Annotated in this window: 9 protein-coding genes; 4 read left to right on the plus strand and 5 right to left on the minus strand. The window is 54.8% G+C overall.

What is annotated here, in order from left to right; all coding sequences use genetic code 11:
• Positions 1 to 208: 208 nt before the first annotated feature.
• Positions 209 to 880, minus strand: coding sequence for a hypothetical protein (locus tag ABEA92_RS13610; protein WP_345684378.1), 672 nt, complete (start codon positions 878 to 880; stop codon positions 209 to 211).
• A gap of 424 nt (positions 881 to 1,304) precedes the next feature.
• Here ABEA92_RS13610 and ABEA92_RS13615 point away from each other — a divergent pair, with 424 nt between their 5' ends.
• On the plus strand, positions 1,305 to 2,120 hold the full coding sequence (locus tag ABEA92_RS13615) for a hypothetical protein (protein WP_345684379.1): 816 nt from the start codon (positions 1,305 to 1,307) through the stop codon (positions 2,118 to 2,120).
• 52 nt (positions 2,121 to 2,172) lie between these two features.
• Here the strand turns inward: ABEA92_RS13615 and ABEA92_RS13620 are convergent, their stop codons facing one another.
• Together ABEA92_RS13620 and ABEA92_RS13625 are read right to left on the minus strand one after the other, a co-directional pair.
• Entirely contained in the window at positions 2,173 to 3,261 is a 1,089-nt protein-coding gene (locus tag ABEA92_RS13620; protein ID WP_345684380.1) for a TIGR03032 family protein, read from the minus strand.
• A 151-nt stretch (positions 3,262 to 3,412) separates the two neighbouring features.
• On the minus strand, positions 3,413 to 7,147 hold the full coding sequence (locus tag ABEA92_RS13625) for a PVC-type heme-binding CxxCH protein (protein ID WP_345684381.1): 3,735 nt from the start codon (positions 7,145 to 7,147) through the stop codon (positions 3,413 to 3,415).
• A gap of 225 nt (positions 7,148 to 7,372) precedes the next feature.
• On the opposite strand from ABEA92_RS13625, the gene ABEA92_RS13630 reads away from it, so the two are divergent.
• Positions 7,373 to 8,203, plus strand: coding sequence for a putative signal transducing protein (locus ABEA92_RS13630; protein ID WP_345684382.1), 831 nt, complete (start codon positions 7,373 to 7,375; stop codon positions 8,201 to 8,203).
• Here ABEA92_RS13630 and ABEA92_RS13635 read toward each other — a convergent pair.
• Positions 8,193 to 8,636 carry a GNAT family N-acetyltransferase gene (locus ABEA92_RS13635; RefSeq protein ID WP_345684383.1) on the minus strand — a complete coding sequence of 148 codons (444 nt, stop codon included), beginning with the start codon at positions 8,634 to 8,636 and terminating at the stop codon, positions 8,193 to 8,195. The genes ABEA92_RS13630 and ABEA92_RS13635 overlap by 11 nt on opposite strands.
• A 181-nt stretch (positions 8,637 to 8,817) precedes the next feature.
• Positions 8,818 to 9,093 carry a DUF1294 domain-containing protein gene (locus ABEA92_RS13640; RefSeq protein WP_345684384.1) on the minus strand — a complete coding sequence of 92 codons (276 nt, stop codon included), beginning with the start codon at positions 9,091 to 9,093 and terminating at the stop codon, positions 8,818 to 8,820.
• A 45-nt stretch (positions 9,094 to 9,138) separates the two neighbouring features.
• Here ABEA92_RS13640 and ABEA92_RS13645 point away from each other — a divergent pair, with 45 nt between their 5' ends.
• The gene (locus ABEA92_RS13645; protein WP_345684385.1) at positions 9,139 to 11,124 is read left to right on the plus strand and encodes an AAA domain-containing protein; all 1,986 of its coding nucleotides are present in this window, start codon (positions 9,139 to 9,141) and stop codon (positions 11,122 to 11,124) included.
• 160 nt (positions 11,125 to 11,284) lie between these two features.
• Positions 11,285 to 11,926 (plus strand): tetratricopeptide repeat protein, encoded by a 642-nt coding sequence (locus ABEA92_RS13650; protein ID WP_345684386.1) that lies wholly within the window; start codon positions 11,285 to 11,287, stop codon positions 11,924 to 11,926.
• Positions 11,927 to 12,168: the final 242 nt, after the last annotated feature.

Genomic DNA, 12,168 nt, shown 5'->3' on the forward strand with positions numbered 1-12,168 from the left:
GCGGAGCGACGTTCTGTGGCAATCGATCAAGTCACAAAACGTCCCGCTGGGACTCGATTGATATTGGCGAAAATCCCTCGGACTAAAGTCCGAGGCTATCGAAGTATGTCGCTCCGCGACAGCAAATAGTGCAACTACAAACAGCGTCAGTGGGGGATCCGGTCTACTCGAAAGACGCAGCTTTAAAAGGAAAATGGGCTGCCGTTTGCTAGTTCGATCCAGACGAATCGCTGCCGATTTGCACTTTGATCGAACCGAGCACGCGAGTCAATTCACGTTCTTTTTTGCCAACGAACAAAATGTTGTCCAACACGATCGCTCGTTTCTCGGTTGTGGGGTGCAGAATCAAGCGGCCGGCACCGAGCAACAAGAATTCAAAGACGTCATTGATCTCTTTGTCGACTCGCAGGTTTGGCGCGGGGTAACGTTTCAAGTCGCTTAAGAAACCGTGGTGATGAAGCAATTCGTTGTTGCGAAGTTCCCAATAATCAAACCGCACGCTAACAAAGACCGCGATATACATCAAAATCATCGCCAGCGACGTGCAGACAAAGAAGGTCGTATTGGCCGCTGGCCGCAACCCTGTGAACAAGTGCCCGATCGCGGGCAACAGATCGGGTTTCAGTAGCGTCAACATCCACAGCCCCATTGCGATCGTCGCCAACACGAAAACCAACGTCAGCGAGGTGGCCCGCGGGAAATCGAAGACGATGACAAACATATTGGCCATCATCACAACCAAAAACAGACCCGTCATCACCACCGGCAGATTTTGGGTATCGGGATCCACAGTATGGTAGCCGCCAAAATACATCACGATTGCCGCGATCGTCGCCACGATCAGCGTGGGGTACATAAAGATGAACTTTGGGTATGGCACCAGCAAAATCGAATTCGACCTGGGTTGTTTTTTCACGCTTTTGGACGCGGAGCCCTCCGTGTTTGCCAAAGTGTCTTGCTTTTCGTCGCCGCCGATTGCGTCGTTTGCCATCATCCTTCTCCCACGCTTGCGTAATCACGTTGAATTATCACTCTCGCCCCCATTGGCACCAAACCAGGAGCTCATCGGGCGCGGAAGTTCACTGTTTTTGTTAATGGGGGTTATCTTAGCATCATCCGCCCGTCGTGCATGGTCCCACAGCCACCCCCCGCTATTTGGACCATCACGCTGATTCAGACCACCGCAGCCTAACGCCCGTCGATGGGCGATTGCGACGATCCCGGCTCCAATCGCCAGATCCACGGTTTCCGCATCCATGGGCTCTCGGATACGATAACCGCATGACACACAAGGGAGTACCGAGATGACATGGCAAACACCCGAAGGGGATCGGGTTCTCGACGGCGCCGAGGCGGAACTCGTTCGCACATCGCTGCATTGCATGATCGATCGGCTGCAAAGCCGAGTTTTAGATCCCAAGAATTTGGAGGGCGATTGGCGTTGGGATTTCGACGTCCCGCTGTTCGATCAATTGACGACCAGCGAACAGCTCGCCGTGCTGCATCAAATTACCGAGTACTTATTGACTCCGACCGCGGAAACACTTGCGCCGTCGGCGATCAATGATGCCGGGGTCTACGCGATCTTCCAAACGGTTCGTCAGTTCATCGAGGACGAGATCGATCAACAGCGGCAAGGCTTTGACGCAGATGGATTGGATGCGGACGATTGGTACAGCGAGCGCGCACCAAGTATGCGATTGTTGACGCTAAAGGCCTACTACGAATGTTTTCGTGAGGAATGTTTCGGCGACGAAGGTCTCCGTCCCGATCGACTGGGGGATGAGGTGGGCTTTGACGAGGTGGATGGTTTTGGTGACGAAGATCTCATCGACGACGGTTGGGGCTTTGACAGTGACGACATGCCGGCCGCCGATAGCGAGGACATGACGCAGTGGTGCGAGTTGATCGAAAGCCTTGCCGACCAGATTCTAAGTGACCGCGATTTCGAGATGGCCGATGAAATGCTGGATCTGGACCCTGCCTTGGCCAACGCCATGAAACAATCCTTAGGTATCCGAGCCGATTACTACAGCGACGTCGCTGCGGATGTTCGAGCCGAACAGATCGAAGAAACGATTTCCGCGATCCGCAAAATCACTCACTCTAAACCGCGCTAAAACGTTACCTCGATCCTCGAGAAACGTCACCAATCGATCATTGGCAGCGAAATCAAGAATTGCAAGGCAACGTCGTATCGGGCAATTCGTACGTGCCGGCGATCAACTCGCGGTCTTCGTTAACCAGTTCGGGATAACGTGAACCCGGCAGAACTTCGACTGCAAAGATTTCTTGCACGGTGTCTTCGAATTTCACAAACGCAATCACATTTGCGGTTTGCAAATTGACGACCCACACGCCACAGCAGCGTTGTTCCATCGGCAGTTCAGCGATCGGGATTCCTGCAAACACGGCGGTCTCGCGAACCTGCGACAGCCCGATGAAGGCCAGCGGTCCGTAAAACGACAAACCTCGTGTGAAACCGGGCAGCGTCAGTAACGGTTCATACCGACCCGACGCCAAATCGATCGTACCAAACGATCCGCTGCCCGAATTCAACAGCCACAACTTGCCGTCATGCCAACGCGGTGAATGGGGCATCGAAAGCCCGCGAGCGGCAATCTCGTTGGATTGCACGTCAATCAACACGCCGCCATCTTTCTTGTTCGCTCGCCAACCGCTCGGCTCGTTCGAATCCCCCAGTGCCGTCACGTAGCGGACATTGCCGTCACGCACCGCCATGCCGTTTAAGTGACAGCAATCATCGGGCACATTTTGGGTGATGAACGAAGGCCGCCAAACGGGAACAAAGTTGTACGTGCCACTGCGTTTCGCCAAACAAGAAAACCGCGTGTTCACAAAGACCAACTCGTTCTGCACCCAAGCCATCTCGTGAACATCGATGTCCCCGGTTTGGTGTGTCACGCGGGGCAGGAAGCAGGCGTCGTGGCGATGCGATGATTGCACACGGTCGCACGCCGCAGGAATATTGCGAAATTCGTGAACCTGCATCGCGGTTCCGATCGCAATGCGATCGGCGTCAACCGCCAACCCCATCGGCTGATCAAACGAGCGAAAATGTGTATTCAGCACTCCCGCCTCGCTACGCAGCATCACCAACTTGCCCGCCTGGTAAGTGGTCACAAGCAGCGTGATTCCCAACTGGTCCAACAAGTCAGGCAAATTCGAAGTATGAACCGAACGCAGGCCTGCGTCATGTTTGTCGATCGAGTTCGGCGGAATGTCGGTCACCGCAGCCATGGTTCCAAGAGAAATTGTAGTGGACGAGGCAACGAGTCCCATCGCCTTCATCCGATCCAAAGGACTCGTACCTCGTCCACTACGGCAAAAGTTGCCAATCGTTGTTCCGGTCTACCTAATTCAATTCCATACGCCGAGAACTCGCGACACGTTACTTCTGGCTAACCGCGCCGGATGCGGGCAAACGGCGACCGTAAAAGACGGCTTGATCCAGATGGAATGTGCCGCCGTTTTCGAGTCCCAGCTTGATGAACTGAGCTTGGGTTCCTGCAAGCAAATCAAACGAATATTTCGCTTGCGGTTGCTCGCTTGTCCATACTTTGGTCCACGATTGACCATCGTTGCTGGCCCACATCGCGAGCCCTTTCGCTCGGCTGTGAAATTGTGCCGAGCGTCGATTGGTCAATTCCACGTGACGCACTTCCGACGGCGAGGCCAGCCGAATGACCATCATCGTGTCTTCGGGCTTGGCACCCTCGCGTGAGTGAAACGCAAAGTCAAACTCGGTTGGCGATTTGCCACTCATGAACGACGATGCGCCGCCAGAGTATCGGCTTTGAAAGTCGGCTCCGAGCTTGAGCTGAGCATCGCGAGAAATCTCTTCGAATTCGCCATACTTTCTCAGCTTCATTTTGCGGTTGGGATCGGTCGAAATCCATCCGTCGGTCAAGAACACAATCAGATCCAAGAACTCGCCGGGCGAGATCGTTTCCAGCAACCCTTCGGGCATGCTACTGGCTTTCATCTCCTTGCGAATTTCGATTTCTTCTTTGTCGATCTTCTCGATTTTGCCATTGGCAATCCCCAGCGTCAGCGTGTCCTCGTCTTCGGCAAGAATGAACCCGGCGAACGGTTGTCCGTCATAGGTCAAAATTTGCACGGTTTCGAAACCCTTCGAGATCTCTTCGTTGGGCCAGATGACCGAACGAATGATCTGCTCGCGCGACATCCGGCTGCCGACATCGGTCAACTTCGGTCCAAACTCTTTGCCAAGTTCGCCATGCAAGTGACAAGCAGCACAGGTTCGCTCGAACACCTTGGCGCCGTTTTGGATATTTCCGCCGCCGGCGGCTACCAATTTCTCGAGTGCCTTGTTGTGATCGGTCTTCTTGTCGGGATTCATCAACGTTCGCAGTGGAACGTAGATGTCGCGTCCCGGTCCGGTCGAGTGTTGATAATCCCGCAGCACCTTTTGCGATTCCGGCGACAAACTTGCCAAGTATTCAGGGTCTTTGGTCGCCTGCTCCCAAACCGGTTGCAGTGCTTGAAGGGTATGTTCGAACACATAATCAATCCACTGGTCGCGTGGGTTTTCATCAATCCGCAAGGCAATTTCCACAGCTTCGATCGTCTCTTGGAAACTGATCGCCCGCAGCGTTTCGAGACGCACACGAGGATGTGCATCGACAATCGATCCACGCAAAATTTCATTGGGATTGTCCATCCATTCCCATTGGTTGCCGACCACGTGAATGGCGGCACTGCGAGCATGGAAGTCATCGCTGTTCATGATCCGGTTGACCAATTCGGAGTCGACCCGATGAAAGAACTCTTGCAACCACAGCACTTCGCACATTTTCATCGGATCGGTCGAATCGCCGAGCCAAGCGGCGGCCTTGGTCAACACTTCGTTCTCATCGCGGTCGTGCAGTGCACGGCGGACGCGATAACGAGTGCGAAGTTCGTAGGTATCGAGTTGATCAAGCAGTTCCTCAACACTTTTGCCCGCTTGCAGCACGGGTTCGATGAGAGGTTTTTTGTTGTAAACCATCCGGTAGATGCGGCCGTGCTCGTGATCGCGGTTCGGGTCCCGCTGCGAATATTGCATGTGTCCGATCAACGCATTGCACCAATCGCCGAACCACACCGCGCCGTCGGGGCCCACTTTGGGATCAACAGGACGAAAGAACATATCGGTCGACGAGAGCAAATCTTCGATTCGTTTGCCAGTCAAACCGGCGGTGCCCGGTTCGTCTTCGATCGTGAATTTGGGCATCCCGTGCATGTTGATCACACAGGCATAGATAAAGTGATCGTGATAGGACTCCGGAAAATGACGCGACGTCAGAAACTCGCTGCCGACCGCGGGTCGCATTCCTTCGTTATTGAAAATCGGTTGCACGCTGCTTCGCGAACGAACCGCTGCGCCCGATAACAGACTTGCCCAGTGTTGTTGAGCGCCGGTACCGTCACCGATCACCCCCATGCCCCATTTGTCGAATACAAGGCACCACGGGTTTCCATACGCCGGGGTACGGAAATGGCGGATTTTTAGCGATTCGAGATCCCACACGTACGAACCCGACGGTCCATGATTGCGGAAAGGGCCCCACGGCGTTTCCAAGGTCGTCGACATCGAAACGCCTTCTTGCATGTACAGCAAACCGCCATGCGAAAATTCCCAAGCGCCCATCGTATGATGAGTGTCATCGGTCGCCAGCCCGTCGAGCACATGAACCACTTCGTCGGCCTTGTCGTCGCCATCGGTGTCCTTCAAATGAATAATCCGTGGCTCGTCCACGACCAGCACACCGCCGTCATAGAACTCGAATCCGGTCGGGCAAATCAGCTTGTCGTAAAACGTCGTGCATTTGTCCGCTTTGCCGTCGCCGTCGGTGTCTTCTAAGATCAGCAACCGGTCGCTCGGGCGTGATGAACCGGGCAACCACTGCGGATAATTCACCATACATGAAACCCACAATCGGCCTTTTTCATCAAAGGCAATTTGGGTGGGGTTTGCCAACTCAGGAAATTCGCGTTCCGAAGCAAACAACTCGATGCGAAAATCCTCAGGCACGTTCATCTGAGAAATCGATTCTTCGGGCGTGGGATACTCGAGAGTCGTTGGCTCACGCATCTTGCGGAAGTTTTCGTCACGCGAACCGAACATGGTTTCCGGAGTAAACACTTCGCCAGTTCCCGAGTCATCCGGGTTGTCGGCAACCGGCCGTCCTGCGGCGATGTCCCAAACGTAGGAATCGCGAACGTCGACCATCTGTCGAATTTTGCGGAACTCGGTCGGGAAGGTCTCGGTATCCCAAGTTCGGCGACCGCCGTAGACATACCAACCGTTCAGCATGCGATAATCTTGAGAATGCAGCCATGATTTGTCATTGATCGCGGTGCGAAGCTTTTCCTTGCGAGCGGGGTCAACGCTTGGCAGCGGTTCGTCGAATAATTGAGCGTCGATCAAACGAGCAAGCTCCTCGTCGCCTTGTTCGTTTAGATGAATTCCGTTGATGGTGTACTGGGCTCCGGGTTCGGCGGAGAACAATTTTTCAGTGGCCTCGAAAACATCAACCACGCGGTAACCGTCTGATTTACCAAACGCACGAATGGCCGCGGCGTATTTGGAAAGAACCGCGTTGCGCAGATCTGCGTCCGCGTGCAGCCGTTTGCCGGTCGATTCAAATGCGATGGGCGTGACCAATACAAACGTGGGCTTGCGTCCATCAACCGTGAAATCAGTGGTCAGTTTGCTGAGGTATTTGCGATAGTCCGAGACAAACGTCTCGATCGCCTCGGGAGAATCACCCGCAAAGGATTCGTTAAAGCCAAAGAAGCAGAGAAAAAAGTCGCCGCCATAGACCTTAAACGGATCGTCAATCAGCGTGTAGTTGCCGGGACGCTGCTGGTTGGCAACTTCATCGGCGGGCCAACCAAAGTTGCGGAATTGGATCCGTTGATCGTGAGTTCGCAGTTGGAAGCGGGTCTCCAAATTGCCGAACAAGTTCATTCGCTCCGCCGTGCTGTTGCCAACCAAGGCAACGCGTTGTCCGTCACGAAGCTGAATCGACTCTGCAAAACAGGCAGGACCCAGCACCGCGATCGAAAGAAAAAACGCGGTAAAAGCAAGGGTTTGGGAAAACCGATAACGGATCGGCATGGAAGTTCACCTAACGGATAGGAGGAAAATAGGATGTGGTTATAGTGAAAGGGGGCAGGATTCGCCGCGATGAGGAACAGGCGAATAAGGGTGGTAAGGCAGGATCAGCGATCACCCAGCGACTATATTAGTCAATGATTTTGCCCCTGGCACCACTCCAGCCACGGTGATTCTAAAGCTGAGCGTGTTCCACTTTCCGATTATGCGTGTGCGGAGACAAGCATTTTGCCGAGTTCGGAGTTTCAAGACGCTGATTCATCGGAAGTCGATTCAGTCGAAATCGATACTGCGGCGAAGGCGATGCCGGGTTCGAATTATCGCGGTCCCATGGTCAGCGTTCGCGAGTATGGAGACGCGTTTTCGGCCGAAACGACGCGAATTCGGCTGGCGGCCGCCGGCATCCGCTCGATCGTGACCGGCACCGATGCCGCGGTGGCGCTCAGTATGGGTGGCGCGGGGACAGATCGTTTGGTGCGGATCGAAGTCGCTCCGGCCGACTACCAGCGGGCTATCGAGCTGTTGGCGGCCGACGAGAGGTTGATCCAAAGTGTGGGACCATGGATTTGTTCGCGCTGCGACGAACAGAACGAACCGGCGTTCGAGGTCTGCTGGAGTTGCAACAAGCGACGTAGCGAGGACGATGCCACCGGACGACACGATCCGAACCAAGACGAGAGTGTCGTATCGACGCTGGGTGCCGGTGACTTCATCGGTGAAATCGCTCCGGATCCGATGGCCGTTTCAACCAATCCCTACCATCCGCCAAATCCGATTTCGGATCTACCGAAACATCCACCCGCCTTGCCAATCGATCGCCGCGATGTGCAGTCCGTACTCGATGAACCGATCGATGTCGCCGTCAAGCGAGCGTACTTGTCGTCGATCGTGGGTGTCTTGGTCTTCCCACCACTGCTGAACTTTTATTCGCTGTACGTCACCCTCACCATTCCAACAACGGCCTATCGTGACGCCAGTGCGCGAAGAAGGTTGATCTTTGCCTGGGTCGTCAATTTGATTTGTATTCCGCTGGGCGTCTGGTTTTGGCTCAGCATGTGACCATCGTTTTGGTCATCTTGATGTGAGGCAAGGTGACTTCGGTGAACCGTTCTCCCGTCGCCGTATAACCAAGCCGCTCGTAGAACCTTCGAGCGGTCTCGCGAGCATGCAGCTGAATGCATTCCACCCCCATGGATTTCAATTCCAATTCAACTCGGCACAGCAGATTCGATCCGATTCCGCGACCTTGCCGTGTGGCGTCGACTGCCATTTGACGGATTTTGGCGGTGGTCGGTGAAAGCAGCATCACGGACACGCAGGCGAGCAAATCATCGCCACCGAGCATGCCGAAATGAAGTTGATCGTGTTCCGCGGCAAGTTGTTCCGGGCTGAACGCTAACCCCAGCGGTTGACGAAGCACCGCGTGACGCAACTCAATCGCTTGAGCATACAGGTCGGACTGGAATTCGATGCGAACGAATTTGATTGACAAAGATGGGGCGCTATCGCAGGGCATGACGTCAAATCAACAATGGGTCTGGGTTGTGAACTTAGCTAAGTCGGATTGCTGCCGTAGCGGAACTCGTCAAGAGTTTCGACCGGTGCCGGGATTCACGAAAGTCTTGACGACTTCCGCTACCAGTGAGGACCGTCACTTGAGGTTCTGACGGTCCTTAGTTAAAGCTTGCATAAACCACCGCAGCGATCCCGAGCAGATTCAGGGTGGCGGCCATCGCAAATTGGATTCGATAAGATCGCTTGTAGGTTTTGTGCCGCAGCCAACGGCCAGCGATCCAACCCCCCGGCCATCCACCGACGAGCGACCACCCCAGCAGCGTTCGTTCAGGAATCCGACGTTGATCCAGCCGCGCGGCACGCTTGTCCCAGGCGTACAGAATCGCGGTGATCAAACTTGCTACCAGTGTCCAAATTGTGAAACCGATTAACATGAGCAGAAACTTTCCCGGACCTTTTTCATTTTTGAGCTCTCTGTGATGTCGTCTCGTTCTGGCCAATCTCGTCCGCGTCGCGGATCCTCACGTCCTGCGGTTTCAGGGTCCGGCACGTTTGGTGGCGGATTAAAAGGGGTGAGGGATTGCATGACCCCCGAAGACTATTTCGGCGTTTTGGAGCACTGGCTTGCGTTGGAAGGCGAAGCCGAACGCGCCCGAATGGCGGTGCGTCGGCAAATGCGGTCACAACGAGACGTGGAAAGTACCGGGGAAACCCTCGTTTCGCTACAGATGTCCGATCACAAAACGGGGCTGGCGGGCCGATTGTTGCTGGATTTCGTCAAACCGCACGGCAACCCATTACCAATGAACCGCTTAAAAGTCGGTTCCCCCGTTGTCGTCTCGGACTGGTCCGATGCGTCCGATGAGGGCATCGCGGGAGTCGTCAGCCGCCGCAAACACAACACGATCCAGGTGGCGACCGAGCAGTGGCCATCCGGGTCGACGTTTCGCATCGATCTGTCGCCTGATGAAACCACACGTCGACGCCAATTAGCGGCAATGGCCAAGGCGCAAGTCGCGACCGCTCGGACCGGCCGTCTGCGGGACGCGCTGTTGGGGTTTCGCCCGATTCGGTTTGCGGATTTGCCTGATGTCCAATTTCTGACCGATTTGAATCCGCCTCAACAAGACGCGGTTCGTTTTGCGTTGTCGGCTCAAGACGTCGCGATTTTGCATGGGCCTCCGGGGACCGGAAAAACGACGACGATCGCTGAGGTCATCTATCAAGCCGTCGCACGCGGCGAACGTGTGTTGGCGTGTGCGCCGAGCAACACCGCAGTCGATAATCTTCTCGAACGCTTGGTGGCGATCATGCCCAACGTGTTGCGAGTCGGTCATCCGGCGCGAGTGTTTGAATCGCTTCGAGGGCATACGCTCGATGAACTGGTGGATGCCGATCCCTCGACCGAAATCGTTCGCGATATGCGTCGTGAGCTCGAGCATTTGATGCGGGCGGCAGCAAAGAAACCACGAGGCCGCGAAGGTTATCGGCGGAAAGGGGAATTGTATGCCGAAGCGGGACAATTACGCGGCCAAATCCGTTCACTTGAACGCAGCGTTATCCGTAGCGTGATCGATTCGTCGGACGTCGTATGCACAACCACCACGATCGATGATGAATTGTTGTACGACCAAAATTTTGACTTGGTCGTGATCGACGAAGCATGCCAATGCACCCAACCCAGCGTGTGGCAAGCCGTGCTGCGAGCGGAGCGTTTGGTTTTGGCTGGCGACCATTGCCAATTGCCGCCCACGGTGCTTAGCGACGAAGCATCGCGCGAAGGAATGAAGGAATCGTTGATGCAGTTGCTCGTCGAACGCGAAGGCGAATCGGTGTTCCGCCGCTTGGTGGTCCAGTACCGGATGAACGAAACGATCATGAATTTTTCGTCCGAAGAATTTTATGAGGGCACCTTGATCGCTGATGCTTCGGTTCGTTCGCACCAGCTCAGCGATTTGCCCGAGGTGGTTGAAAGCGAATTGACCACCCAGCCGATCGAGTTCATCGACACCGCCGGAGCCGAGTTTGACGAAGCGCTCGAACCCGATGGGCAGAGCAAGTTGAATCCGAAAGAAGCTAATTTGATCGTTCGTTTGATTCATGAGTTTCTTGAAGCCGGAGTCCAGCCCGAGCAGATCGCCGTGATCGCTCCCTACGCGGCTCAGGTGCGACTGTTGCGTTCGCGTTTAGAGTTGCCCGAACTCGAAATCGATACCGTCGACGGTTTTCAAGGTCGCGAGAAAGAGGTGGTACTGTTGACGATGGTCCGCAGCAACGATCGAGCTGAGATCGGATTTTTGAGTGATACCCGGCGGACCAACGTCGCGCTGACGCGAGCGCGTCGCAAAATGATCATGGTGGGTGACAGCGCCACGCTGGCGAGTCACGATTTTTACGCCTCGCTGCTAAAGTATTTCGAAGACGCCGACGCCTACAAATCGGTCTGGCAGTACGGTGACGTCTAGGTAGCGACACCGTGTACTGCCCACCGTCTGGCGACGGTAGCTACCCTTTGTCGATGAAGGATCTTTAGCAAGATCCACTACATCGGATACCAGATGTGAATTTAGGTAATTTGGCAATTGTGCTTGCTTTGGCTGGCTCAAAAACAGTACAAGCGAGGTTATGAGCGCGAGTTACTATTTATCGTGTCTTTGGCCAGGATTGCCAGAGTTGTGGTGGCGTGGCCGGATGGCTTCGTTACCGCTGGCGATTGCATTTTGCCTAGCGCTGAATAGTTTTCTGGTTTTTGGCTGGGTCTATCCCGGCTGGATCTCGGGCGGATTGTTCTGGATGGCCACGTTGGTGGGCGTCACGGTGTGGGGGTTCTACGTGGTCCGGGGACTGCGAGAACTGCCCGAATTGATTCATCCTCGCAAAGTCAGTGAAGAGCCTGATCGTTTTCGCGAAGCCCATGCGGCCTTTTTGCGTGGCGATTGGGAAGCGGCTGAGCAACTGCTGACTTCGGTCCTGGCGATCGAGCCACGTGACCCCCCGGCGCTACTGATGTTGTGCTCGGTATATCGTCATTTGGATCAATTGGACCACGCCACCGTTCTGATTAACGAAATCAGCCGTCTCGAGGTGGCCGATCCGTGGTGGGTCGAAGTGGAAACGGAGCGAAAACGCATCCGCCGTGCGATGGCTGCGGAGGCGGAAGCGAAGAAAAAAACGAAGAGTGACGCGCGAGAAAATCCCGCCACCGACGAAGCCGCCCCCTCTGAAAACGCTGCCGATATGACAGCAGACCGGGCTACCGCTGCGTAATGCTAGCTTTCTAGCTCTGTCGATCCCGCTGCGAGTCAGGAACCGCGTGAAGTTCTGCAAGAAAACTTCGTCGCGTTTTTTAAGACAAATTGCACGCGATCGCCTTCTTTTCTGGTTTCCTACGTCAAGCTCCTATCCCCGGCCTTTGACCTAACCGATAGAATCAGACATAGAGTCAAAAGTCATTGCGTTTGACTGAAGATCATTCCGTAATCGTCATTGCGAGTCAGACCGCCATTGCC

Source organism: Novipirellula caenicola (assembly GCF_039545035.1).
Classification (GTDB): domain Bacteria; phylum Planctomycetota; class Planctomycetia; order Pirellulales; family Pirellulaceae; genus Novipirellula; species Novipirellula caenicola.

Coding starts and splice junctions, on each gene's coding strand:
- ABEA92_RS13615 (WP_345684379.1), top strand. CDS start 1,305: ATGACATGGCAAACACCCGAAGGGGATCGGGTTCTCGACGGCGCCGAG.
- ABEA92_RS13620 (WP_345684380.1), bottom strand. CDS start 3,261: ATGGCTGCGGTGACCGACATTCCGCCGAACTCGATCGACAAACATGAC.
- ABEA92_RS13625 (WP_345684381.1), bottom strand. CDS start 7,147: ATGCCGATCCGTTATCGGTTTTCCCAAACCCTTGCTTTTACCGCGTTT.
- ABEA92_RS13640 (WP_345684384.1), bottom strand. CDS start 9,093: ATGTTAATCGGTTTCACAATTTGGACACTGGTAGCAAGTTTGATCACC.
- ABEA92_RS13645 (WP_345684385.1), top strand. CDS start 9,139: ATGTCGTCTCGTTCTGGCCAATCTCGTCCGCGTCGCGGATCCTCACGT.
- ABEA92_RS13650 (WP_345684386.1), top strand. CDS start 11,285: ATGAGCGCGAGTTACTATTTATCGTGTCTTTGGCCAGGATTGCCAGAG.